Origin of the sequence: Halobacillus sp. KGW1, from assembly GCF_001592845.1 — a bacterium.
Lineage (GTDB): Bacteria > Bacillota > Bacilli > Bacillales > Halobacillaceae > Halobacillus.
In genome coordinates this window covers 212695-238430 of the sequence record NZ_LSOC01000002.1, presented here as the reverse complement: position 1 = coordinate 238430, position 25736 = coordinate 212695, and the positions used below count along the sequence as shown (strand labels likewise).

The 25736-nt window shown below is 48.1% G+C and carries 24 protein-coding genes; 6 read left to right on the top strand and 18 right to left on the bottom strand.

The features are described from left to right. Window positions 1-13: 13 nt before the first annotated feature. From AXG56_RS01795 to AXG56_RS01760, 8 genes are all read right to left on the bottom strand, one after another. A complete protein-coding gene (locus AXG56_RS01795) occupies window positions 14-3412 on the bottom strand; it encodes a hypothetical protein (protein ID WP_062512957.1) in 3399 nt (1132 codons plus the stop codon). 69 nt (window positions 3413-3481) lie between these two features. After that, complete coding sequence (locus AXG56_RS01790) at window positions 3482-3742, bottom strand: hypothetical protein (RefSeq protein WP_008636549.1); 261 nt, start codon at window positions 3740-3742, stop codon at window positions 3482-3484. Between the two features lie 247 nt (window positions 3743-3989). Next, on the bottom strand, window positions 3990-4874 hold the full coding sequence (locus tag AXG56_RS01785) for a DUF4097 family beta strand repeat-containing protein (protein ID WP_062512956.1): 885 nt from the start codon (window positions 4872-4874) through the stop codon (window positions 3990-3992). A 2-nt stretch (window positions 4875-4876) separates the two neighbouring features. Continuing rightward, entirely contained in the window at window positions 4877-5425 is a 549-nt protein-coding gene (locus AXG56_RS01780; RefSeq protein ID WP_008636551.1) for an HAAS domain-containing protein, read from the bottom strand. Continuing rightward, the gene (locus AXG56_RS01775; RefSeq protein ID WP_026578393.1) at window positions 5422-5745 is read right to left on the bottom strand and encodes a PadR family transcriptional regulator; all 324 of its coding nucleotides are present in this window, start codon (window positions 5743-5745) and stop codon (window positions 5422-5424) included. The genes AXG56_RS01780 and AXG56_RS01775 overlap by 4 nt, the downstream gene beginning before the upstream one ends. A 106-nt stretch (window positions 5746-5851) precedes the next feature. After that, a complete protein-coding gene (locus AXG56_RS01770) occupies window positions 5852-6100 on the bottom strand; it encodes a phage holin family protein (protein ID WP_035388452.1) in 249 nt (82 codons plus the stop codon). A 110-nt stretch (window positions 6101-6210) separates the two neighbouring features. Further along, window positions 6211-7551 carry an aspartate aminotransferase family protein gene (locus AXG56_RS01765; RefSeq protein ID WP_062512954.1) on the bottom strand — a complete coding sequence of 447 codons (1341 nt, stop codon included), beginning with the start codon at window positions 7549-7551 and terminating at the stop codon, window positions 6211-6213. 344 nt (window positions 7552-7895) lie between these two features. After that, on the bottom strand, window positions 7896-9485 hold the full coding sequence (locus AXG56_RS01760) for a PucR family transcriptional regulator (RefSeq protein ID WP_062512952.1): 1590 nt from the start codon (window positions 9483-9485) through the stop codon (window positions 7896-7898). 249 nt (window positions 9486-9734) lie between these two features. Here AXG56_RS01760 and AXG56_RS01755 point away from each other — a divergent pair, with 249 nt between their 5' ends. Then, window positions 9735-10523 carry a helix-turn-helix domain-containing protein gene (locus AXG56_RS01755; RefSeq protein WP_008636556.1) on the top strand — a complete coding sequence of 263 codons (789 nt, stop codon included), beginning with the start codon at window positions 9735-9737 and terminating at the stop codon, window positions 10521-10523. 154 nt (window positions 10524-10677) lie between these two features. Here AXG56_RS01755 and AXG56_RS01750 read toward each other — a convergent pair whose 3' ends face one another. The 7 genes from AXG56_RS01750 to AXG56_RS01720 form a co-directional block, all read right to left on the bottom strand. Further along, window positions 10678-10914: a hypothetical protein gene (locus AXG56_RS01750; protein ID WP_026578388.1), complete on the bottom strand. Its 237-nt coding sequence runs from the start codon at window positions 10912-10914 to the stop codon at window positions 10678-10680. A gap of 15 nt (window positions 10915-10929) precedes the next feature. Next, window positions 10930-12423 carry an NCS1 family transporter gene (locus AXG56_RS01745; RefSeq protein ID WP_008636558.1) on the bottom strand — a complete coding sequence of 498 codons (1494 nt, stop codon included), beginning with the start codon at window positions 12421-12423 and terminating at the stop codon, window positions 10930-10932. 62 nt (window positions 12424-12485) lie between these two features. Continuing rightward, the gene (gene hydA, locus AXG56_RS01740) at window positions 12486-13901 is read right to left on the bottom strand and encodes a dihydropyrimidinase (RefSeq protein ID WP_008636559.1); all 1416 of its coding nucleotides are present in this window, start codon (window positions 13899-13901) and stop codon (window positions 12486-12488) included. Window positions 13902-13917: 16 nt separating this feature from the next. Then, window positions 13918-15204, bottom strand: coding sequence for an NAD-dependent dihydropyrimidine dehydrogenase subunit PreA (preA, locus tag AXG56_RS01735; RefSeq protein ID WP_008636560.1), 1287 nt, complete (start codon window positions 15202-15204; stop codon window positions 13918-13920). A 26-nt stretch (window positions 15205-15230) separates the two neighbouring features. Then, window positions 15231-16604, bottom strand: coding sequence for an NAD(P)-dependent oxidoreductase (locus AXG56_RS01730; RefSeq protein ID WP_026578387.1), 1374 nt, complete (start codon window positions 16602-16604; stop codon window positions 15231-15233). A gap of 99 nt (window positions 16605-16703) precedes the next feature. Then, complete coding sequence (locus AXG56_RS01725; RefSeq protein ID WP_062512950.1) at window positions 16704-17594, bottom strand: nitrilase-related carbon-nitrogen hydrolase; 891 nt, start codon at window positions 17592-17594, stop codon at window positions 16704-16706. A gap of 294 nt (window positions 17595-17888) precedes the next feature. Continuing rightward, window positions 17889-19361 (bottom strand): CoA-acylating methylmalonate-semialdehyde dehydrogenase, encoded by a 1473-nt coding sequence (locus AXG56_RS01720; RefSeq protein ID WP_008638093.1) that lies wholly within the window; start codon window positions 19359-19361, stop codon window positions 17889-17891. A gap of 199 nt (window positions 19362-19560) precedes the next feature. On the opposite strand from AXG56_RS01720, the gene AXG56_RS01715 reads away from it, so the two are divergent. After that, on the top strand, window positions 19561-20424 hold the full coding sequence (locus tag AXG56_RS01715) for an SDR family oxidoreductase (protein ID WP_008638095.1): 864 nt from the start codon (window positions 19561-19563) through the stop codon (window positions 20422-20424). A gap of 386 nt (window positions 20425-20810) precedes the next feature. Then, complete coding sequence (locus tag AXG56_RS01710) at window positions 20811-21299, top strand: DUF1187 family protein (protein WP_062512948.1); 489 nt, start codon at window positions 20811-20813, stop codon at window positions 21297-21299. 28 nt (window positions 21300-21327) lie between these two features. Here the strand turns inward: AXG56_RS01710 and AXG56_RS01705 are convergent, their stop codons facing one another. Continuing rightward, window positions 21328-21657 carry a DUF4257 domain-containing protein gene (locus AXG56_RS01705; protein ID WP_008638100.1) on the bottom strand — a complete coding sequence of 110 codons (330 nt, stop codon included), beginning with the start codon at window positions 21655-21657 and terminating at the stop codon, window positions 21328-21330. A 218-nt stretch (window positions 21658-21875) separates the two neighbouring features. Continuing rightward, a complete protein-coding gene (locus AXG56_RS01700) occupies window positions 21876-22142 on the bottom strand; it encodes a hypothetical protein (protein ID WP_153017398.1) in 267 nt (88 codons plus the stop codon). A gap of 281 nt (window positions 22143-22423) precedes the next feature. Between AXG56_RS01700 and AXG56_RS01695 the strand changes: the two genes are divergently transcribed. Continuing rightward, window positions 22424-23731, top strand: coding sequence for a DUF2254 domain-containing protein (locus AXG56_RS01695; RefSeq protein ID WP_062512944.1), 1308 nt, complete (start codon window positions 22424-22426; stop codon window positions 23729-23731). Window positions 23732-23781: 50 nt separating this feature from the next. Here the strand turns inward: AXG56_RS01695 and AXG56_RS01690 are convergent, their stop codons facing one another. Then, a complete protein-coding gene (locus AXG56_RS01690) occupies window positions 23782-24318 on the bottom strand; it encodes a hypothetical protein (protein ID WP_008638103.1) in 537 nt (178 codons plus the stop codon). Between the two features lie 167 nt (window positions 24319-24485). Here AXG56_RS01690 and AXG56_RS01685 point away from each other — a divergent pair, with 167 nt between their 5' ends. Both AXG56_RS01685 and AXG56_RS01680 read left to right on the top strand, forming a co-directional pair. Then, window positions 24486-24836 carry a PadR family transcriptional regulator gene (locus AXG56_RS01685; RefSeq protein ID WP_062512942.1) on the top strand — a complete coding sequence of 117 codons (351 nt, stop codon included), beginning with the start codon at window positions 24486-24488 and terminating at the stop codon, window positions 24834-24836. Continuing rightward, window positions 24811-25575: a hypothetical protein gene (locus AXG56_RS01680; RefSeq protein ID WP_062512941.1), complete on the top strand. Its 765-nt coding sequence runs from the start codon at window positions 24811-24813 to the stop codon at window positions 25573-25575. Before AXG56_RS01685 ends, AXG56_RS01680 begins: the two co-directional genes overlap by 26 nt. The last annotated feature ends 161 nt before the right edge of the window (window positions 25576-25736 follow it).

The window sequence follows — 25736 nt, the reverse complement described above, 5'->3', positions numbered from 1 at the left end:
TAAACGTTCCCTATCAATTCCACTTCTTCAGAGCATGCCACAAACCTTTCAGCTTCCGCTCAATCGGACGGTCCTTTCCTTCCTGCTGCTTCTGCCATTCATTGTAACTTGCAACCGCAATCAGGACAAGTCCCGCCATCAGCAGGTACACCCACCATGGAACGTTTCCCCAGTATGGTTTGGTTTGATAAAGGACGTTGAAAATAAGAACGCCCATACCGACGAAGAAATACGATTTGATTTTGAACTGCATACCGGCGACCATCGACAGAAGGGAAAGACCTCCGATGATCCATGCATCCCAGATCGTATGGCTCTTTATCGCGTCAACAACGAGATAAGCAGCGACAAGGAGGACTGCGGCGAATTGGATTTTGTTCATCACACCAGGTGCATCCGACCACAGCTTTTTCCTCATGAGAGCGAGTACGACAAGGAGCGGAAGCACTTGAAGCTCCGCCATGAATATGTCCGGAATGGAAGTCTCGTATGCCAGAAGAATAAGCAGGTAGGATGCGTATAAACTACCGGCTCCGGCCGTATAAGAAATTCTGTCTGCATTCCGTCCCATCCATTTGGATGCATTGACCCACAGCCATGCCGTCAAAGCAAGAAGCGGAAGGATCCGAATCCATACCGAATCATCACTGAACGACAAACCGTTCAGGAAAAGCAGGTACACAAGCGCAGAGAAAGAATACGCGTCCACCTCATAATTAGAACCCACGAGCATCCGGTGGAATTTCTTCCCTGCAGCAAGAAGCAGAGCTACACATCCAAGGACGACAACAATTTTGACCCCACGATCCCACGCCTGGTTTTCCAGGAGATCGACCAAAATCAAAAGCGGCGCAAATCGGACGATGCTCCAATTTCTCCGGTGCAGGAAATAAAGGATAGAAACCGCATAGGCGAGCGGGAGGAGAAATTCCCAAGGCGCCCACGTCTGTCGGAAGACAGTAAAGTACAGGAGACCGAGGATGGAAAACGGAATCCAATACCATTCCAAGCGACTTTTCCAAACCAGGGGAAGGACTGCCCAAGCACCAAGAAACAGCGCACTTGCCACCATGAAGGTATACCCGCTGAACACATCCTCATACAGAGAATAATAGCTTCCCAGTGTGAAGAGAAACAGGAAGACTACACTCATCCCGAAGTACAGCATCAGCTTGATTTCCCACTCCCTCTCTGCCTTCCATGCACTGAAAAGATAGACAGCGGCCGGAACGACAAGCAGGATGGGATGGACCGCCGGTTCGGGTGTGACCTGATCAAACAGACAGGCGAGGATAACAAGCGGATGGACGGCGTGTCCGGTCCAATAGAAGTTTGGCTGCATCCCTTCCCACTTCGTGCGTCCAAACTCTCCAAGAGCGACCATCACTACAGGGGCGAACGCAGTAAAGATAAGTAAAGACGCAAAGCTCTCTAGTGAGAGCGGTTCGGCTAATGAAAAGTAAAAGAATAAAGTGACGATGGATACCGCAATCCAAAGCGATGACTGACCGGTGGAACGGATGAGCCAGTACAGCATAGCCGTGCCGCCAAGTAAAATCAGCGGAGCGATGAACATCCGGTCCACGTCGGCCGTACCGAGAAAAATTATACCGAAGATATACGCACCTTGACCGATGTTAAAGCTGGCCTTCGACAGGCCGTTCTCACCGATCCGCTTCCAGAAAAGATGCAGCAGGCAAAGGAGTACACCGGTCAAAGCCAGGTGGAACGGGACGCCGAACGTATCGGCATAGCCGGGCACCCACTCGATTACCTTTAAATACAAGGCACCAGAGGCCGCAAGCCAGGAGGCCGGCTGGATCCATACGACAGCTTTTTCTACAGATTCTGCCGACTGTTTCCACTTCACCACATAGGCAAGACAACCGACAACAAACAGCTGGAACGCGCTGTATCCGTATAGAAGTTCATAAAAGCTGTAGCAGATGGTTCCTGCCATAAGGACTGCCGATACCACGAGACTGCTTTCCTTCACCGATTGGAGCCAAGGCTGTTTCGTCCAGAGTCCGACATAGAGGAGGGTGACAACAGCCGTCAGGAACAGCTCCAGGAACAGTGGGAAGACCGCGATCTGCTCCCATACCTGCCACAAGCCGACATAGAAGAATACCGGCGCCATGTAGCTGAATAATGGATAACGAAGCAGATTGGCCAGCACAAGGTAGTTGCCTGCCACGACTAAATAAGCGGCGGCAAACATCCAGGAACTTTCGCCTTCTCTGAGTAAAACACTCTCGTAGCTGATATATAAGAAGGCACAGAACGAGACGACGGCACTTGTATAACGGAACACCTTCTGAATAAAGTCGTGATTCCGGAAAGCATAGGCGAAGCCGAGATAAACTCCTCCAGCGACGGCGTAAACGACCCCGTCCACAGCCTGAAGCGGTGTATGGTCGACGAGTTGATAAACGGCATACACGAACATGACGGAGAAGACGAACTGATATTCCTTCGTACGGTACACGAATACCATCGCCATATAAATACAGGCGGTAAGCAGAAGGTTAAAGCTGTACAGCACCTCATTTTCGAAAAAGAATAAAAGCAGCATCGTCGAAAGGATCAAATTCAACTGAGCATATAAAGGCAGTTCTTTTGTAAACAGACGCCACTTGTCAAACGTGCCGTATTTCGTATAAATCACCAGCAGCCCTGCATTGAATACCATTAGAAACGTATAGAAAACGTCTATCGACAGCGGCAGAGCACCCAATGCAAAACCGACCGTCAACGAAAGAAAGACGAGCGATATCCAGACATACAGACGTGATTGATGATCGAACGCATGCTTTACGTATAAAGGAAGCGGCAGGAAGGCACCAAGAAATCCGAGCAGGTATCTCCCTTCCCCCGTCAAAGAGAGGAAGCTCCCGAACAGCTCGAAATACCCGATGGCGACGACAGCGATCGGAATCAACAGACTTCCGAGCGTCAAAAAGGCGAAGGCCGTCTTTTCGATCTTCAAGAACCGCTGCGTTCCATAACTGAGACTGTAGAAGAACAAAGAAACGAACGCGATGGAAAACACCTTCATCCCTGCCCCCATCTGGTCCCACTGGCTTGTCGCAACAATCAACCCGGTAATGAGAAGGAGCGCGACACCAAGGATGAGCGACCACGTGATATTCCGCTCGCGGACCTCTTCCTTTGATTTCCTTACAGGTTCCGGCTTTTTAACAGCAGGAGACGGCTTCTCCTGCACCGGTACAGGGGGATCGACACGCACGTCCTCCTTATTCTCGCGTTCCACTCTTCTGTCGTGCAGGTACTTTACACTCGCATCCATGACCGTACGATACGTTTCTTCGGACAAGTAACCCTCCCTCCGAAGATGAGCCAATCTCTCTTTAAACACATCATGCTGTGTATCTTCTAATGAATGATTCATAGCATCCTCCCCTCTCCCTCTATCTTACGAAACGGACGCTCCGGCTTATGCAGACGTGTGGGTCTGCCTTTATGGATGGCCGATCGTTATGTAATTCAAATAATAGTTGACCGCCATCAACAAAAAGAAGCTGAAAAGCATGACGGTATTGACGATCATCAGCCAATACTTCTCAATAAACGCGGCAAAGAGAATACCGATTGGTCCGAACAGGAAGGTAGCCATCCAAAGCGGGCTGTCCGACCGGAAGAACAGATTCGGAATCCAGACGATGATACAGATCAAAAAGCATACCAGTGAGGAAATGTAATAGATTCTTTTTCTTTCCATTGCACCAAAAACCCCCAACTAATCTATGATGTAACATACACGAAATGGAAATTCTATCTTATCGTACCACAGCTTGGAATTCTATGACGAAATTTGTATAAAATAAGGGACTTCCCGGCTGTTCTTCTACATAAAAAAAGTCCGGTCCTATACTAAGAACCAGACTAACAGGCTGTGGAAAGACATCATTTTTCAGGGCTTGATGCGGGAAACAGGCGCTTCAAAGCAAAAAAAGTAAATGAGACGGTCAGCGGATAATGAAATCCCCCGACTTCGTATCTACTGTTAAAGCAGGCGCCTTACCGCTTCCACGCATCCCTTTCAAGCGGTGCTCTTCCTTTTCTTCATAAACGAGGTCATCCAGACGAACGGTGCCGTCCCCGGAATGAGATGCGAATTGGACCTCAAGATTTTTCGGTTCCTTTCCTTGGTAATCCCAAGCCACATCCCCACTGTGGGTCTTTATGTCTGCCGTTCCATGAATCGAAGGCTTCTTCACGATCACATCGCCGGAATGCGTGGATAAACCCAGCTCTTTCCCTGACAGTTCTTCGAAACGGAAGGAGCCGCTTTGGGATTTCCAGTCACCCGAACCTACCTCATTTTGCTCCAACGACACATCCCCGCTCTCTGTTTTCCAGTGCAGGGTGGAAAACTCGCTGTCTACCATTTGAAAATCACCGGAAGCGGTATCTACGTCCGCCTCCTTCCCCTTCAGAGACTCTATCCGGATATCGCCGGACTCGCTTTTAATCGTGACGGATGCAAACAGTTCTTCAGGAATCGCGATCTCCACTTCCGGTCCTTTTGATTGAAGACCGAACGAGAGATTGACAGACGGTCCGGAGTCAAGCTGCTGAAGTGTCCACGTCCTTTTCCCTTCCTTTACAGCGTAGATCTCTTTATTCCGTTTATTAGCAGGGCCCTTATACACCAACGTCAGTTCCTCTCCCTCTGCAGGAACGAGATGAACATCCATCGATGTCACGTCCATCTTAAGATTCTTCAGCTCTGATATGTCGTACTTCTCTGTTGCCTGTACTTCTTCCGCATCAATCACGAATAAAGAGACGATGCTCCCGATCCCACTTACGACGAACACACTGACTAATACGATCCACCACTTCTTCATGCTCATTCTCCTTTAATGAGATGCCTATTGTATTTCAGATACGTCAAACTTCCTTTATACAGCCATTTACCTAAATGCCACAAACCGATCATCAGCATGATGCCGCCGCTGCCCATCGTCATCGCCATGAAAAAGTCGGCAAAGATATTAGAATACGTCCGGGTGATGAGCATGAACAGGAAGGCAAACGGCGTCAATGCCAGTGCTGCTGCCGTAGCGACCAAGCCGACATAAATCCCGAGAATGCCTAGTGCCGGACCGAGTACGATGACAAGGTTAAAAAGGCTCAAACTGAGACTAGCCAGAATGGCACGGAAGATATTCGGAAAGGTGCGATGCTTCTCCGCCTTCTCTATCAATGTACTCGCGATATATTCCTTCGCTACCTGCTTCGGGTGCCCCAGTTCACGGATTACCTCCTCCTCTTCCCTGCCTTCCTTCATCCCGACGCGGATGTGTTCCTCGTAATCAAATAAGATTTCCTTTCGTTCCTCTTCCGGGAGACCGCGCAGCTCCCGTGCCAATCGATCCATGAATACGGCCTTCTTCATTCCTTCATCCTCCTTTTATCCATCAACCCATTGACGGCTTCCGCTAAACGCGTCCATTCCTCCATGAGCGTTTCCATCCTCTGTGTTCCTTCTTCGGTCAACTGGTAGTATTTCCTCGCCGGCCCCTCCCTCGACGGAGCCATATACGTGTCCAAGTACGCCTCTTTCGTCAACCTCCGGAGCAGGGGATACAACGAGCCCTCCCCGATCTCCATATGTTCGGATATATTTTGAGCGAGCTCGTAGCCGTACTGATCTTTCTCTGCAATCAAGATCAACACACACAGCTCAAGCGCCCCTTTCTTGAATTGTATATTCAGTCTGACACCAACTTTCCATTTGTTGGTATAAGAATATCACTCAGTAGTGAACATTGCAAGGTACTGGATGAAAAAAATGAAAGTCCTGAGACTTTCCACGGACCCGCTAAGCCTGGGTTTCTTTTTTCTCCAAAAAATACTTGATCCCTGCCACCGTCCCGATACCGAGCAGGGCGTAATGCAGTCCTGTCACTGTGGACTGCGGAGTAATGCCGTTCTGCCAGAAAGAAAATGCAACCCCGAGCACGATAGCAAGAATCGGAATGAACCGGTTCGGTACCCTGTCCGTCTGCCGGATGGCATAAAGGACGAGCGCAAGGCCTGCATACGGTGTGAACCCTGTCATGAAGTCCATCATCATCCTCATTTCTTTATTAAGACATATACTTATACGTATTCACAGCCAATCCTTTCAAGTACGACAACGACAAAAAGCGTCCTGCTTCCATCAGCAGGACGCTCTTCTTATATCTGTTGAATGCCATCTACAAGCGTTTCAATCAGGAAATTCAAGTCTTCTTCTTCGATGACAAGCGGTGGAGCAAGCGTCAGAACATTATTGAACCCGGCAACGGTCATCCCGTTCTTGCCAATGATGATCCCCTTCTCCTTGCAGTAACCGATGACTTTATTCACCTTGCTTATGTCGAGCGGATCCTTCGATGCCTTATCCCGGACAAGCTCGATCCCTACAAGAAGCCCCTTCCCTCTCACATCTCCGACATGCGGGTGGGACTGGAGACGGTCGGATAATTCATTTCTTAAAAGGGACCCCAACTGTTTCGAACGATCGAAAAGATTCTCCTGTTCCATAATTTCAATGTTTTTCAGCGCGACGGCGCAGGCGGCAGGATGACCACCGAACGTATTGATATGACGGAAGAAATCATACGCATCCTCCCCCGAGAACGCCTCATAGATATCCCGCCGGACAGCTGTGGCAGACAAAGGCTGATAGGCACTCGTAATTCCTTTCGCCATCGTAACGATATCCGGTTTCACACCATAATTCATGAAGCCGAACGGTTCGCCCGTGCGTCCGAAACCGCAGATAACTTCATCGACGATCAGAAGCGCCCCGTGCTTCTCGCATACCGCTTTCACTTCTTTTAAATATGATTCCGGCGGTGTAATGATTCCACCTCCGGTGATGATCGGTTCCATGATGACGCCGGCGATGGATTCGCTCATTTCCCATGTCATCACTTGATCGATTTCCTTCGCTCCCCATCGGTCTGATTCGTCGTGGTTATTCCGGTACGTATCCGGCGGAGCGACATGGAGGAATCCCGGGGCGAGCGGTTCGTACTTAAACTTTCTTTGGGCCTGACCTGTTGCAGAAAGGGCAGCGGCGGAATTGCCGTGGTAAGCCCTGTAGCGGGAAATGAATTTAGAACGATAGGTATCCCCTTTTTGCTGATGATACTGCCGGGCAATCTTGAAAGCCGCTTCATTCGCCTCCGAGCCGCTGTTGGAGAAGAAGATAACGTACTCATCTCCGAGCATTTGATTAAGCTTTTCCCCCAGCTTGATGGCGGATTCATGACTCTGGCTCATCGGCATATAGGACAGCTGTTTGATTTGATCATAAGCCGCCCGGGCAAGCTCCTCCCGTCCGTAGCCGATATTCACACACCAAAGGCCGGACATCGCATCCAGATAACGGTTGCCGTCGACATCCGTGATCCAGGCGCCTTTCCCCTCTTTTACAATCATCGTTTCCTTAGGATTGTACGGCTTCATGCCGTGCCATACATACTTCTCATCCTGCGCGTGCAGTTCACTTTTAACATCCGCTTTTGCCATCTTGCCGCCTCCTTTATTTGGTTACTTCCATTATCTGATATGACAAAGGCAGGCGCATTAGACATTGTGTCAAACACTCAACGTTCCATTTAAACATTTTGACTATAAAAAAAACGCATCCCAGTGGATACGTTCTGTTCAGCCGGTTAAGAGACTTAAAACAACAAATATAAGGATGTAAGAACAGCCTTTGAGTACAGGGAGCAGGGAAGTGGGCAGACTCCGACCTAAAGGAGAAAGCAGGAAGAAGGCTCGCCTGCCGTGCCCTAGAGAGCGCCCCATTATCCGGGAAACACCACCTTCTCCTATTATCCCTCTTCAACAAGTCAGGTACACACGTGTTTTCAATGGATCGTTTCCTGATATTCATGAGCGAGGAGGGCAAATTCGATGACCTGCCTTTTCTCAGACTCCATAAAATCAGCGCCAAGAAGCATTTCCAGCTTTTCCAGTCGATGGTAAAGCGTCTGACGGACGACAAACACCCGGCTGGCCGTTTCCTTCTTGGAGCCGTTGCATGCTAAGTAGACCCGCAGCGTTTCCAATAGATTCGTATGATGCTTTTCATCATAGTCAATGATCGGCTCCAGGTATTCATGGACGAGACTGTCGAGACTGCTGTGTTTATGTACGAGGGAGATCAGCCGGTACATGTGCATATCATCATAAAAATACTTTTCGTTCCCGCATGGAAGCTTATCCTGAATTCCGAGTGTCTCCTGGGCCGTCTCGTAGCTCTCCCATAATTGATCCAGACGCTTCACATATTTCCCACCTGCAATTTGGAAGGATTCGATGCTCGAATCATGAAGCATGCTGATCTTGCGCAGCCGGTCGATTCCCTTCTTCAAACGCGGCTTCCACTCTTCTCCGTCCTTCTTATCGAGAAGAATAAAGGTCAGCAAATGGCGTTTCTCGACAGGAAATACGAAGTAACCGTTCTGATCGAAAATGTTATGAAGCAGCATATTTAAATACGTAATATCCGGATTGTTGGCCTGTGATTCACTCATATGCAGCTTCACGGTCAAAACGATAGCGCCGGAGATTTCCGAACGGATTTTATAATGGGTAAGATGATCTCTGATTTCCTCCATGGTGTGCACCCCTTGCAGCCATTCGACGAGCCATTCCGTCTCCTTGGCTTTCCGCTTCTCCTCGGTGTAGAGCTCCCGGAGCAGATATTGAGCAAGCGCCGTTGCTGTCCGGTCAAGGAGAAGGGATTCAAATTCACCGAACTCTCTCCGGTTGCACACTAAATAGATCGAAGCGAACTCGCGGTCGAAAACGTGAACCGGCTGTTTGATCACGTGCTTCGACTGTTCCTTCGACCGGCGGTTCAGATCAGAAATAACCTTCTCCCGATCCACTTCCCGAAGTCCGGGAATGGTTACGACTTTATGATCTTTCGCAATATAAACCAGCTCGCAGTTGACATACTGCTGGAGATATTTAAGAATTTCAAAATAATTGTCAATAGCAAGCACGCGCTTATTCAGTCGCTGCGCGTAATCTTCAAGATTCGATATGAGTTCGTATTGATGATTGATTAAATTGGCGTGGATATCCTGAGTAATCTCGACGAACGAGACCTCCTCTTCGAAAACGATGATCGGGAAATCATTTTCCTCTGCAATCGACAGGGCTTCATCAGAAATGGCGTGAACGAAGCTGCCTAACTCGATACAGATGCCTGCGACTTTCCGGTCGATCAGCTGATGAAGAAGGTGAACAAACAACCCGTCGTCATCCTTCCAGCCGAAGCCGGTGGATAATACAAGCTCTCCGCCTTTCAAATTACTGCGTACATCGATCACTTCGAATACATGGACCCACTTGACAAGGCGGTTCATTCCATTATGTCCTGCAATGACCTTCGCAGAATCGAAGTGCTTTCTGTTCAAGACATCCTTCATTGAAATGCGATACTTCATAGAAATACCCCTCTTCCAAAGTACTACAAACTATCAGAAAAATCTAATTAATTGTGAGAAAATCTTACAAAACAGAAAAATCCTCCTATACATTTCTTGCATGCCGGACTATTTACACAGGTGAAGCGCGATGTCACCCAATCATGACATAAACGCAACCGTCCGTTGACAAGATGCCTTTGGAATTTTATAGAAACTCTTCCCTTCCTTCTATACAATAAGAGTATAAGAAACGAGAGGGGTTTACAGATGACGTTTGGTGAGAAGGTCCGAAAGTTAAGAAAAGAAGATGGATTGTCGCAGGAGGCATTAGCAGAGGAATTGGATACGACAAGGCAGGCAGTGAGTAAATGGGAAAATGATCAAGGTTACCCTGATACAGAAAAACTTCTTACGATCGCCACCTATTTCGGAGTTTCCATCGACTACCTATTAAAGCAGTCCTACGGAACAAGTGCACCGGAAGCAGAAACCTATTACGTCAGTGATGAAATGGCGGAAGGATACGTTGATCAAATGACGAAAATGGCAAAGCCGTTTTCTTGGAGTGCAGTTCTGATAGCCTCTGCCTTTGTCCCTTATTTACTTTTCACCCGTCCGGCGGTGTACGCATTTCTCATCGTGCTGCTCGGGAGTGCAGGTCTGCTTACCTTTATTTATGCCGTGTCCAAAGAATCGAAGAAGTACGACGTTCTAACCACAAAGCCGCTCACGTTCGACCATACTTACCTCAGTCAGTTGACGGAACAATACGAGCAGATAAAAAAGCGGTTTTCTATATGGATCGGCGTCGGCATCACTTTTATCATCATCGGGGTTCTATCCTTTGCATTAGAGGAGAACGGGATTACACAAGGGTATTTAACAGCATACTACCCGGTTTTCGTGCTTTTGATCGGAATTGGTGCAGCAGCTCTCTTCCGGACGCTCCCTGTATTGGCCGCTTATCAACTGCTTGTGCATAATGAACAACATATCCAAGCTCTCCAAGCACGCTCTGAGAAGAAATGGCGGAAATTATGGAAAGAATGGTTTTAAACAGAAAACAGCCGGCGCTAACGCCGGCTGTTCAGGTTGTCCAGAAACGTTAAATTGCCTTAACGTGGGGTACAGGCAGAATCGTTCTTTATCATAAAGCACTCGATCTACCCTTCGTCTACTAACAAGGAACTTTTCTCACGCAGCTGCAGCCTTATAAAATCCCGGCCTTCTTCTGCTGCTGAACAAGAATCGTGGAAAAGTATTTTCGGGAATCCGGATGGAGAATATGCAGCCTCTCCGTTTTCGATCTCGTGGAATCGTTCCCCTGATAATCGAACTCAAGGAAGGCACCATCGAGATTCTCCGTCACCCCTTTGATGATATATCCCTGCTCCAGTAAAAAATCGATTTTCTCCCGTTCCGCTTCAAATTCCTGATAACTGGACATGTCCATCTCCTCCTTTTAAGCTTCTGCTTTCGGTTTAAATTCATCCGTTCCGGTTTTCTTACCCAACCGTTCCTCGACAAAGCGCTCCCCTATTTCCCAATCCCGGCCTACTGTAATACCCAGGTAGTCCTCATCACTAGGGTTGTCGATTTCTGCCTGCCGGTGTTTGTTGAAGTACCAGTATTTTGCAAGGACATAATAAATGGCGGCACCCGCAGCGAATCCGACGAAGAAGGAATACGTACTGAAGGAATAGGCAAGCACACTTCCTATTACCCAGGAAATAATTCCGGCCCAATTCACACCCCCGTCATAACGGTACTGGCCTTTATGTTCATACAGATCGTAAACATTCATCCGCCGTTTACGCAGGAGATAGTAGTCTGCAAAAATGATGCCGACTATGACGGAAAGAACTGCGGCAGCAATAAGCAGGACGGACATGAGCAGGTTAAAAATACTCCACGGCTGAATGATAGTCCCTATCAGACCGGCCATAAATACCCCCGCCCAAAACGGCAGCTTCGGTCCGCCCACGTTAGAGAAAATAGTGGCAGCAGGTACAATATTTGCAGAGACGTTCGTCGACCATTGAGCGAGAACAATCATAAGCAAAAGAATACCAAGAACGAGCCCGCTGGCAGACTCCTGCAGGGCGACGACCGGGTCGAAATTGGAAACGGCAATATAGGAAACCGCTCCGAGTACGACAATGAACGTCTGTGTCAGCGGCAGGGCGACGAGGCTGCCTACGAGCGCACCTTTATTCCTTTTCACCCAGTTCCGCTCATGCTTCGGAGCTTTGATGAAGCGGGAAATCGATGAAATATCGGCAGCAAGCGTCGACCAATACCCCATGTTTCCGACTACGACGATCATAAAGGCTGTGAAGGCGGCTCCTCCGGTAACCGGGCTTTCCACCCATGACCAAATGTCTTTGTTCTGAGCAGCCGCTTCTCCGGACAGGTTAAAGAACATCCATACGCCAATCAGGATAATGATTGGAGCTGCCAAATCAGCAAATTTCTCTACAGCTTTAATACCCAACGCAGTATTGAATAATTGAAATAAAGCAAAAAGAACGTAACAGATGAACCAGTTATCAAAGCCTGTGAGGATGTTCAAAATTCCATTGATGGCCGTCGACCCGAAATACGTATTGATTCCAAACCACATCGAGGCAGCAACTCCTCTTACGATGGAGGGAAAGTGCGTGCCGATCGTACCGAACGGTGCTCTCATATAGACAGGAAAGGAAATACCATGTTCAATACCTATATCCGCCGTGAGCGTAATGAAAAGCCCGATCAGAATGGTTCCAATCAGCGTACCGAGGACGACCCAAATCAAGGAAATGGACTGAACACCTGCTCCACCGATGGCAAAGGCGGCTAACACAACTGCCATCCCAACCCACATGAATGTAAATCCGAGCGTACTGATTTTCCTTTCGCGGTGAGGAATCGGCATAAGGTCCGGCGACTTTAAATGGTTGTTACTTTTGTCCATAGTCGGACTCCTCCTACTTATAAATTTGAGGCGGCCGCCCTTAGGAGAGGGCGGCCGGACCATCAATTCTGGTACAGTTCCTGCTGATTTTCTTTCCTTTCCCCAAAGCGGGCCCGCTTCAAGTAGCTGCCGCTTCCAATTTCACCGACGAACTCCTTGTCCTTGATGACGTACGATCCGCGTGACAAAACGCTGACAGGTTGTCCTGTTACTTCCATCCCCTCGAAAGGATTGTAGTCGGCAGCCATATGGCTTGTATCGACGGAAATCTTCCGCTCAATATCCGGATCAAAAATGACGAGGTCGGCATCAGCACCGATGCTGATCGTCCCCTTCTGTGGGAAAAGTCCAAACGTCTTCGCAATCCGGGTGGATGTGATATCCACGAACTGGTTCAGACTGATTCTGCCCTTCTTCACACCTTCTGAGAACAAAATCGTCATCCGGTCTTCGATAATCGGTCCTCCATTCGGTATTTTCGTAAAATCGTCCTTGCCCATATCTTTCTGGCCTTTGAAATCAAACGAACATTGATCCGAACCGAGCGTCTGCAGCACACCTGTTTTCAAAGCATTCCACAGCACATCCTGATGTTCCTTTTCACGGAGCGGAGGGGACCAGACGTATTTCGCCCCTTCAAAATCCGGCTTCTCTAAATAGGATTGATCGAGAACCAAATATTGTGGACACGTCTCTCCAATGATGTGATAGCCTTTTTTCCTTGCTTCCGCTATCTCTTTGACCGCCTGTCCGCAGGAGACGTGGACGACATAGAGCTGGGAGTCGGCAAGCCCTGTCAATTGCGCAGCGCGTCCGGTCGCTTCCCCTTCCACTTCCGGCGGCCTTGTCAACGCGTGATAAATCGGCTCCGTCTGGCCGGCTGCGAGTGCCTTATTAACAAGATGTTCGATGACATCTCCATTTTCCGCATGGACCATGACAAGCGCACCGAGCCGCTTCGCTTCTTCCAGCGTCCGGAATAATGTTCCATCGTCTGCTTGGAACACGTTCTTGTAAGCCATGAAAACTTTGAAGGAAGTGATGCCCTCCTCATCGATCACGCTCGGAAGCTGTTCCAAAACGCTCTCATTCATTTCGCTGATCATCAAGTGGAAACTGTAGTCGATGACCGCCTTATCTTTGGATTTTGCATGCCACTCATCAATGGAGTCCTGAAGCGGTTTCCCTTTGTTCGTCAGACAGAAATCGATCACGGTCGTTGTCCCGCCGTGAGCCGCCGCAATGGTCCCCGTTTCAAAATCGTCTTTACTTACCGTGCCGCCGAACGGCATTTCCAAGTGAGTGTGCGGATCGATGCCGCCCGGAAAAACGTATTTCCCTTCCGCATCCACGACTTCTGCCCCCGCTTCGGATAACTGGTTACCAATCAAAGCGATCTTTCCATTCTCTACAAGAATATCGGCCTTGTAGGAATCGGATGCCGTTACGATCATTCCGTTTTTGATGAGTTTCTTCATTCTATCCCTCCGTATATTATTTGATTAAATCGACGTCACACGCTGCTGCGGCACCGATGGCTGTCTGCCGCTCGTTCCAAGTCATCGGCGGCTTGCCGTTGGCATACTCCACCATATCGATCGCCCCGTCGACAGGACAGACGATCGAACACAAGTTGCACCCGACGCAGTCTTCTTCCCTGACACGAAGGATATCGTTTCCGCCCTCATCCTTCAGCATATCGATACACTGGTGGGACGTATCTTCACAGGCGATGTGGCACTTATTGCAATTGATGCACACATCATTATTGATCTTTGCGACAATCTGATGATTGAGATCAAGGTTCCCCCAATCCGAATACTTCCCGACCGATTTGCCGACGAGGTCCATGACGGAATCTATGTTCTTCTCGTCCAGGTAGTTGTTCAAGCCGTCAATCATATCTTCGACGATACTGAATCCATGGTGCATAGCCGCTGTACAAACTTGGACACCGGTTGCTCCCATGAGCATAAACTCAACAGCCTCTCTCCAGCTGGATACGCCGCCCATACCGGAAATCGGTACGTTTATTTTCGGATGGCGCGCACATTCCGCTACCATATTGAGTGCGATCGGCTTAACAGCAGGACCGCAATAGCCGCCGTGCGCCCCTTTCCCGGCTACGTTCGGTATCGTGTCCCACGTATCGATATCGACACCCGCAAGGCTGTTGATCGTATTGATCATACTGACCGCATCAGCTCCCCCGTTAACAGCAGCTTGTGCAGTGAAGGTAATATCGGTAATGTTAGGAGTTAATTTGACGATGACCGGCGTCTGCGCCACTTCTTTCGCCCACATCGTCTGCTTCTCCACAAGCTCCGGGACCTGCCCCGATGCCGCTCCCATCCCCCGTTCGGCCATTCCGTGCGGACAGCCGAAGTTGAGTTCCAATCCATCGACACCGACATCCTCCACACGTTTGACGATTTCATGCCACTTCTCCTGAGTCGGTTCGACCATCAGGGAAGCGATGATCGCGTGGTCCGGGTATTTTTTCTTCGTTTCATAAATTTCCTTCAGGTTGACTTCGAGCGGCCGATCTGTGATCAGCTCGATATTATTGAATCCAGCAACTTTCTTCCCATTGAAATTCACGGCTGCGAAACGGGAGGAAACGTTCAAGATCGGCTCCCCGAGCGTCTTCCATACCGCACCGCCCCATCCTGCTTCAAAAGCACGCTGCACTTGGTAACCTGAGTTCGTTGGTGGAGCGGATGCCAGCCAGAATGGGTTCGGAGATTTGATTCCTGCAAGATCCAAACGTAAATCTGCCATAGATGAAAGCCTCCTCTTTTATTCGTTTATCTCATCAACGTTGGTGCCGGTGCGAGTTTCTTATGAATAGCCATAGCCGCCTCTTTCCCCTGCTGAGCAGCTGTGACGACCATAGCCTCTCCTTGTCCTTTAGCGAAAATGACATCGCCTGCCGCGTAGACGTTTTCCTTAGACGTCTGCAGCGTTTCCGGATCGACTTTAAGCACGCCATTGGCATGATCCAGTCCAAATTGCTCCAACATTTCCGTATAGCGATTTTGACCGATTGCTTTAATGACGACATCCACATCCATCGTGAACTCGGAATCCTCTACCGGCGCCGTCTTCCTTCTTCCATCCGCTTCCGCTTCGCCGAGAGCCATCTTCATACACTTCAGCCCGGAAACCCTGCCCTCTTCATCACCGATTACTTCCACAGGCTGTGTCAACCAGTGGAAGGAGACATCATCCTGTTTTGCGAAATCATATTCGAAATCGTACGCGGTCATTTCTTTCGCTGTCCTTCTGTAAACGATCTTTACATCCGCGGCTCCTTTACGTGCTGCGCAGGTGGCGGCATCGATGGCCGTATTTCCCGCTCCCACGACAATGACGTTCTTACCGAGCAGTTCCTTCGTGATCGGCTGTGTCTTCGTTTCTTTCACAAATTCGATGGCATCCCGGACCCCCTCCAGCTCTTCTCCAGGGATGCCCAGCATCGGTACATGACCCATGCCGATGGTCAGGACTACTGCATCATACTTCTCTTCCAGCTCCGACAGGCTCACATCCACGCCTACCTTTGTATTCGTGCGGATTTCTACATCCAATTTCCGAACTTGGTCGACTTCCCAACGCGAAACGTCCTGGGGCAGACGGAAAGAGACGATGCCGTATGTATCGAGTCCTCCCGCTTCTTTCTCTGCCTCGAATATCGTCACTTCATAGCCGAATCGTGCAAGCTCACGAGCTGATGCCAGACCAGCCGGCCCACCCCCGATTACCGCCACTTTCTTCCCATTCTTCTCCCCCGGCTTGAACAGCAGCTGCTCATTTTTGATTGCCCAGTCTGTGGCAAACCGCTGCAGATCACCAATAAGGATCGGTTCTGTCGAATGGTTGAGCACACAAGCACCTTCGCATAACTCTTCTGTCGGACACACCCTCGCACACGTCGCTCCGACCGGATTCGCTTCCATGATCGTCGTCGCTGACCCTTTCAAGTTTCCGGAAGCGATCTTCTTAATGAACTTCGGTATATCTATACTTGTCGGGCACGCTTTGATGCAGGGAGCGTCATAGCAGTATAAGCAGCGGTTCGATTCCTCCATCGCCTCCTGTGTATTCAGGCCGGTATGGACCTCCTTGAAATTCGCCTGCAGATTATCGAGAGAGATACCCTTGCTTTTCAACTGAGTCAATGCTTTTCCCTCCTCTTAGTAATCGTCCATATAAAAAAGTCCTGTATAAAACGACCGATGTTCCTTCGTTCTACACAGGACTTCCAAGTGTTCGTGTTGTTATGGGAGCAGCTGTCCCATTTTCTCGTAGGTTTCTGGTCTTCGATCCCGGTAAAACTGCCATGTGTCCCGGACTTCTCGGATGAACTTCTTGTCCATCTCTCCGATGATCACCTCATCCTTATCCCGACTTCCTTTAGCGACGAAATCCCCCCTCGGATCGACAAGGTACGATTGTCCGTAGAATTCCCCCATATTCCATGGTCCTTCATAACCGACGCGGTTAATCGCTGCAAGGTAATAGCCGTTTGCTACCGCATGAGCCGGCTGTTCGAGTTTCCAAAGATATTCGGAAAGACCTGCAACAGTCGCAGACGGGTTGAACACAACCTCTGCGCCGTTCAAGCCGAGTAATCTCGCCCCTTCCGGAAAATGTCTGTCATAGCATATATACACGCCGACTTTTGCAAAAGCGGTATCAAATACCGGGTACCCGAGGTTGCCGGGCTTAAAGTAATACTTCTCCCAGAACCCGTATCCCTCGTCTCCTACTCCGACATGAGGAATGTGCTGTTTTCGATATTTACCAAGGTACGAGCCATCTGCGTCAATGACAGCAGCTGTGTTGTAATAGGTTGCAATCCCTTCTCTTTCATAGATAGGAAGAACGATGACGACACCGAGCTCCTTCGCGATTTTCTGAAAGCGGATGGTAGTCGGTCCGTTCGGAATTTCCTCAGCGGCCTCGTACCACTTCGGGTTCTGCTCGGAACAGAAATAAGGACCGTAAAAAATCTCCTGCAGACAAATGATCTGCGCCCCTTTACCCGCCGCCTCCCGGACGAGCTTCTCATGCTTTTCAATCGCTGCCTGCTTGTGTACTTCGACTGGCTCGGAACCATCAACGTCATGAGACGCCTGGATCAAGCCGATTTGAACGTTATCAGACATAACTACTATTCCTCCTTATGTAAAGGTTGTTGTCTAGATAGAACATCGTGAACAAACACGGACCGGCACCCCATCTTGCCAAAAAGGGAAAAAGTATTGAATTTTCAGTATTTTATAATTACTTTACACGATATGAAAAGAATTTCCATTATACATAGTGTAAAAAGTTTGTCAGGTAGAGTTGTATATTTTGTAAAAAGATGGGATTTAACTATATGGAAAGAAGGGGGGACCGAGAAGTTTGATGATAAAGATAGAGAGAAACGGAAACCCTCCCGGATTTCCGTTTTTGTATTAGAACCAGCGCTGTGTCAGCATTTTACGTTTGGTGTAGAAGTTTAAGCCGTCCTTACCGTTTGCATGAAGATCTCCATAAAATGATTTCTTGTTCCCGGAGAATGGGAAGAAAGCCATCGGGGCAGGTACATTCACATTGACCCCAAGCATCCCGGCGTCCATGTCTTCCCGGAACTGCTGGACAGCCTTCCCGCTGGATGTATAAATAACGGCGCCATTGGCGAATTCGGATTGATTGGCCGTTTCGATTGCTTGCTCCAATGTATCTACACGGACGATGCTGAGGACAGGAGCGAAAATTTCATCTTTCCATATTTTCATATCCTTCGAGACGTGATCGAAAATAGTCGCACCGAGGAAGTAGCCCGATTCATGCTCTCTAAGCTCGACTCTGCCGTCACGGACGAGCTTCGCATTGTCAGCCTCCCCTGCTTCAATATAGCCGAGCACCCTCTCCCTATGCGTTTCCCTGATGAGCGGACCAAGGCTCGTCTCTTCTTCCAGGCCGTTTCCGACATTCAATGCATCCGCCGCCTCTTTCAGTTTTTGGACGAGACCATCAGCGACATCTCCGACCGCAACGACGACGGAGCAAGCCATACAGCGTTCGCCTGCACTGCCGAAAGCGGCGTTGATGATTCCTTCCACGGATTTTTCCAGGTTACAGTCAGGAAGAACGATGGAATGGTTCTTCGCACCGGCAAGAGCCTGAACACGCTTACCGTGATCGGCGGCTGTACGGTACACATACTCAGCAACAGGCTGGGACCCGACGAAGGAAATAGCGTCGACTTCCTCATGCTCAAGCAGACCGTTGACGACGTCATGCGCACCATTAACGATATTGAGCACCCCTTTCGGAAGTCCTGCTTCATGGATGAGCTCGACGAGCATTTTCGCAAGGATCGGCGTCCGCTCCGACGGTTTCAATACAAACGTATTTCCACATACAAGAGCAAGGGGGAACATCCATAACGGTACCATCATCGGGAAGTTGAACGGTGTGATCCCGCCGACGACCCCGACCGGGTAGCGGTACATCCCCGAGTCAATGCCCTCTGCGATGTCCGGCAGCACATCCCCCATCATCAGGCTCGGTGCACCGGCCGCAAATTCGACACATTCGATGCCGCGCTGCACTTCCCCGGTTGCATCTTTCAACGTTTTCCCATTCTCCTGAGTCAGAGCCTTCGCCAATTCCTCGCGATTTTCAATAAGGAGCTGTTGGTATTTGAACATAATGCGGGCCCTTTTTGGCACAGGAACCTTCTTCCAGCTTTGGAAGGCCTTCCGTGCTGATTGGACGGCTTTGTCTACGTCCTCCTTGGAAGAAATCGGAACCTGAGCGATGATTTCTCCTGTAGCCGGGTTAGGGACTTCTTCCACTTTTCCATTTTCCGCTGCTACCCACTCGCCGTCGATAAAGTTCTGGATGGTCACTTGATTTGATTTCGAGAAAGTCGTTTCCATTCGATCACCTCTATGGATAGATTCTGATGCTCTTCTCTTATTATAAATTCTGAAAATTTTAACATCAATGGACGAAGTGTCAAATGGATACCGATGGAAATTAACAGTGTGACGAATTCCCACGAAATTCTCTACGCTTTCGGGATATCAGGGAATCCACTGGATATTCTAATAAAAAATGGATGGAGGAGGATTATCGATGACGAATCAGAAGAAAGCAATCCAGCCGGAACAGCACCAGGAACGCCAGCCGGGGCTGGAAAGTGAGATGAAGCCGTTACCTGTTTATGTGGACAAAAAGTACAAAGGGAGCGGTAAATTATCAGGAAAAACAGCCCTGATCACAGGAGGGGACAGCGGTATCGGGAGGTCTGTCAGTCTGTACTTCGCTAAAGAAGGTGCAGATATTGCCATCCTTTATCTGGATGAGCATGAGGATGCCGCGTTTACGAAGCAGCTTATTGAAGCAGAAGGACGAAAATGTGTCTGCATCAACGGGGATGTCGGCAGAGCAGATTTCTGTGAATCGGCGGTGGAACAGGCGAAGAAGGCGCTCGGACGCATCGATGTCCTTGTAAACAATGCGGCCATGCAGTTTCCCCAAGGTGACCTGACTGCCATAACCAACGAACAGATGGAAAAAACGTTCCGGGTCAACTTCTTTTCTTACTTTTATATGGCGAAGGCGGTCCTTCCTCACATGAAGAAAGGAAGCAGCATCATCAACACTTCTTCCGTGACAGCATATCAAGGAAATGAACAACTGATCGACTATTCCGCAACAAAAGGAGCCATCACCACCTTCACCCGTTCCCTGGCCAAGTCCCTTGTTGGTAAAGGAATCCGCGTCAACGGGATCGCACCCGGTCCGATATGGACCCCGCTCATTCCTGCCAGCTTTGATAAGAAGCAAACGGCTGAATTCGGGTCGGATAATCCAATGGGACGCCCGGGACAGCCGTATGAACTTGCGCCGGGTTATGTATATTTAGCAAGCGAAGATTCCAGTTACGTCACCGGTCAGATGCTCCACATCAACGGCGGTGTCCCTGTGAACGGATAAGGAGGCTTACCGGAAGCCCGGCAGGAATCGCCACGTCTAGATAGGAACGCTAAAAGAGCTTCTTCAGGCTGTTGGTAAACCCTAAGCTATGGACGGTAGAGATAAAAAACTTCCGTCCATTAAACGTGCGAACCAACCCCTGTAGATAAAAGAAATAAAACAAAAAATAGACTTTTATAATTAAGGATGGAGGGGAATAGAGCAGACTCCTGTGGGAACTGCGGCACAGGTTAGACCCCGGAGCCCGCTCGCTCCCTATGAAAGTACTTGTTCAAGAAGCTGATAGAAAGCTTTCAATCAGCTTCTTTTTTATTCCATTCCATCCGCTCCGTGTTATAATAGACAAAATCTATTACATAATTGTTAGATTAAGGATGGTGTCGGCCATGGTTAATAGTTATTGTCACTGTTTCAGCAATGAAGAAGCGATTGCCAGAGGTGCAGCGAAAAATCGCTCCTACCTCGCCTGCGCATTCGTAAAGGGCCAATTCGGTGCCGTCGAGTTCAGCTTTCGAACAGGGTACATTGACAATCGAAAAGAGCCGGAATACACAACTTTCTACAAGGTATCAGAGGACTTGGAAGACGACGGGGAAACACCGAAGAAAATACATATATACAGCAAGTCCCCCTTAACGAAGGATGAACAGAAACCAGTCGAAAAACCATTTCTCCGCGACTCTGAACTTTATTATTCTTACAAGATCGACCTTAAGCTTGAGAAACTGCGGTGTATGCATCATCATCCGGATGACTATTACAGACTCCTTAGATCACACGAATTGTTCGAAGAAATGAAAACGATCTATGCTCACATTTTCAAATGCTCCCCTTCGGATATAGAAGGAGATAATTTCAACGTGTTGATCGATTAAAAAAAGAAGGGATTGGGAACATCATCGATCACCTCAAACGCTGATTGATGCGGTCCAATCCCTCCACTTTCGCTCTTTCTGTATTCAATTCCCTGCGAAGCAAAACGTTCTCTGCCGTCATTCCTGCCAAAATCGAAACTCCGATCAGACTTCGGAGTACGTCCGGTTCAGGTATAAGATAAGTCACAGCAAATACCGCGGCAGCGGCACCGATCAGGAAGTCTGCCAGAAAACCTAAATAGATTCCTCTCGGCCGAGCCCTCTTCTTTGGGTACACCAAAACCTTTCCATTTCTCATCAAATGAGCAATAACACCGGTAAGCCCTCCTACCAGACCTGCTATGACGAGTGTGTGCATTCATCGTCCCCCCCTGGACTTAAAAAAAAGCGGTGACAGACAGATAATAGAAACATATTTCCATATGCACTAATCATCCGCCGATCACCGCCTCTATCAACACTTCCACACAACGAAAGGCAAGCTATAGCATTATAATGAACATGATATGTCTAGTATACATGTCTTTTTTCAGAAAATAAACAATATTTTGGATATTTTTTGCATTTCTTACTATTTTATGGGATAGAAAGCCGTTTGGATATATAAGCATGGAGCTCTTGCTCGTAATAAAGAACTTCTTCTTTCGTCGATGCTTCGACCATTTTTGTTCGGAGACGGAGGAACTCTTCCTTCTCTTCCAACTGCAGTACAGTGGCCTGCGTGTGTACAGCATCCAAAAGCGACTGGATTTCCCGGTAATAAGCACGTACCTCTTCCATCGAATCAGCTTCCTTTAAACGTTCCACCAATCTGTCATACGTCTGTTTTTGCAATTCATTCATTTGAAAAATAAAGGACACCTCCACCTTATCCTTTTTTTGAACATTGACCCCTATACCATCTCTCTTTTTATAAAACGACTTGTTTACAGAATAACCAAAAAAAGCGGAGATAACTAGTTCAAAAATCCCCTATTAAATGTTAATATCCTTTAACTGCTTATTTACCAAGGGTTCAATCCAAGAAAAAAAATTGAAGATATTTCACACGCTTTTAGAGTAACCATCCTTAAATAAGGGAAAACATAAAATTGTATACTACATAATGAAAGCGGGGATGCTGCATGCAAAAAACGCCGAATTCCACCAGGATGCGCGTCAACGTACGGGACAGTTTCTGGTTTCTGCCGATGATCTACGGCATATTTTCCATTATCTCCGTTATCCTTATGACAATTGCGGACTTTTATCTGCTTCCGATCATTCAAGACTTCGTACCGAATATCGTCTTGACGAATCAGGATATAGCGAGTTCTCTGTACAGTGCGCTCATCACAGCTATTTTAACGATGACGACGATCAGCTTTTCCACCATCATGGTCGTACTCACCACCTACACGACACAATTTTCACCGCGGACGCTGCAGGACTTCATGAAAAATCGCTTCACCCAGCACGTCCTCGGTGTCTATTCATTCGGATTCATTTTCGCATTGCTGAACTTATTACTTTTGACCGAAGATAAGAAAAAATTGATGGCAAGTCCTTTCTTCACGGTCGTCGTGTCCATCTTCTGTCTTGCCTTTTTCATCTTGTTTATCCATCACTCCTCCCGCTTCGTGCAGGTGAACAACCTGATCAGCGAAATCAGGGACAGGACATCCGGATTGATCAGGAAAACATACCAGGACAAATCCTATAAGCAAAGCGGGGAATGGTCGGAAGATGCACTGCATTCCATCCGCGCAGGAGAACCATTCTTTATAAATTCCAAAGTGACAGGGTACATTCAATATATTCAGATCGGCCCTTTGATCAAATGGGCGAAGAACGAAGGTGCCGTAATAGAAGCAACTTTCCAAATCGGGGATTACATCCAGGAAGGCATGCCTCTCTTTAAATTATGGTCCAGGCATGAAGTCGACAATGATCAGAAGTGCACCGAATATCTGTTGATCGGCAACGAACGTGTCGACAGTCAGGATTTGGAGTTTTCGATTGAGAAGCTGGTTGAAATATCGGTGAAGGCTATTTCTCCGAGTATCAACGACCCTCATACGGCTATCAACTGTATCAACCGGATTGGATCTCTCCTTTCCGAATTAGGCAGGGAATTTAAGCCTTACCGGTATTTCATTGACGCAGACGATGAACTCCGCCTTATCATGGAGCCGCGTCCCTTCGAAGAATACTTGTACAAAAGCTTTTACCAGATCCGCATTTACGGCAGTCACGATATTTCCGTCATGAACGGAGTGCTTGAAGCCTTATATAAAGTCGCTCTTGTCAACGGAAATGCAGTCAAGGAAGACGTCTGGAGATTTACCGAGTATATGCAGAAAGCGATCGAAATAGATGAAAATGAACTGGATTATGCTTATTATTCCAAACAGGTGGATAAAGTGAAGCAGGCTTGTTCGATGAACAGCTGATCCAAAACGGACGTCTGATCCTCTGATCAGGCGTCCTTCTCTTCCTAAAGCTATTCAAACCGTTTCGTCCACTTCTTCAGCTTTTTGTATCTGTTGTGCTGCTCTTCATGAAAGCGAAGAAGCTGCCTCTGAATTCTCGTCAATCTTCCCATGACCTGCCGCAGATACATATACTTGTAATCCTCATAGATCCCCGGGTCCACGTCAACGACCTCCATAAAAGGGGAATTATCCAGATCAATTAAGAACGCAACTTCTCTAATGATCGATCTGTGTATCCTTTGGCCGTTGTACTCCACGCCATCCATATCCAATCCACCGAGTGAGTCCAGGACACGCGTGAGTGACTGTTGCAGCATTTCTTCATCTTTGACTTCGGCATCTTCATAAAATTGAAAACCGTCGATCGCTCTTTGCAACTGACCGCTCAGCACAGCATGAACTTTCCAATAACTCTCTATTTCCTCTTTTTTCCTGACAGCAATATCGTATCGGAATTGACTCCGCATAATATAAATGGCTACTGCTCCGGAAACGACAATTCCTAGAAACGTCGCAAGGAAGGAAACATCTGTCCATCCCTCCATCACCGCCGCCTCCTCTCTTCCCTGTATATTATTCTTACAAAAAGAAAAAGTGTGCTTGCACAGGTTGGATAATCATGGTATATTCCAATTACCTTGTAATGCAAGATAGCAAGGTATTCTTACACCCCACTATCTTGTTAAACAATATAGTGAAAGGAGGAAAAGGGTTGTCATCTAGCCAGATATTGAAAGGAATTCTGGAGGGATGCCTCCTCGCCATCATTAATAAAGGAGAAACATACGGATACGAAATGATTGAAAAACTGGACCGTTACGGTTTCTCTATGGTGAAAGAAGGAAGCATTTACCCGCTGTTGCTGCGAATGAAAAAGCAGGGATTAGTGGAAACACACCAGAAGAAACTTCCCTCCGGGGGACCAAAACGGAAATATTACACCATCACAGAGGAAGGCAGACAAGAGCTTGACGCATTCACGGAACGGTGGCACACGATTTCCATGGGTGTAAACCAACTGATCAAGGAGGAACAAAATGGAAAAGTTGTCGAAGGAAAGTAGTGGGTTTCTAGAAAACCTCAGGATCTACCTGATTTCAAGCGGAAAAAATGAAACAGAAACAGAGGCGATTGTTGAGGAACTGCACGATCATTTATCCGAAGCAGAGAAGCAGGGGAAGAATGTTAAAGATATTATCGGTCAGTCTCCAAAAGCTTATATGGAGCAATTGTCCGGGGAAATGGAAATCGACTTCAAGGCAATGGCCCGCTACATCCCTCTCATCGTGTTCGGAGGGATGGCCTATTATGTGTTGGGCGACATGATCGACGGAAAGCGTTCCTACTCGATGATTGAACTCATCGGTTATCCGGCAGTCTCGGTGGCTTTCTTATTCATGGTCGCTGCCGGCTTCCGTGCCCTTGCCTCCCGTTCATGGGGAAAAGTAATGGAATATTCTGTGTGCGGTGCCCTCGGCATCATTCCGATAGCTATGTTCATAGGCCTTATCTTTCTGGATCGTTCAGTCGCTTCCCCATCCATTACCTTGAATGACACCGCCGTTCTTACAGCAACGATCGTCCCGATTCTATTCTTTATCGGTGCGGCGATATGGATGAAAACGTGGCTTTTCATCGCCATCCCGGCCATTCTTTTTCTTCCACGATTGGTTGTCCCTTGGTTGAGCATAGGGGAAGAAACTTCGTTAATTGTAGAATCGGTGCTCATCTTTGGTGGTATGGCCGTGCTCCTCTTCCTGATGAACAAAAAAGACAATAACAAAAGCGCCCATCATGGATGAGGCGCTCTTTGCATGCTGCCGAGAATCGACGGTGCACGGTTGTCTTTGAGCTGTCGGAAGACCTTTGTTAAAGTAGTACATTCACTCCCATTAAACCGATGATGCTGAGGCTGTAAAGCCACCACCCCAGGATCTTGTTATGCTTGGAGACTTCTTTGTTC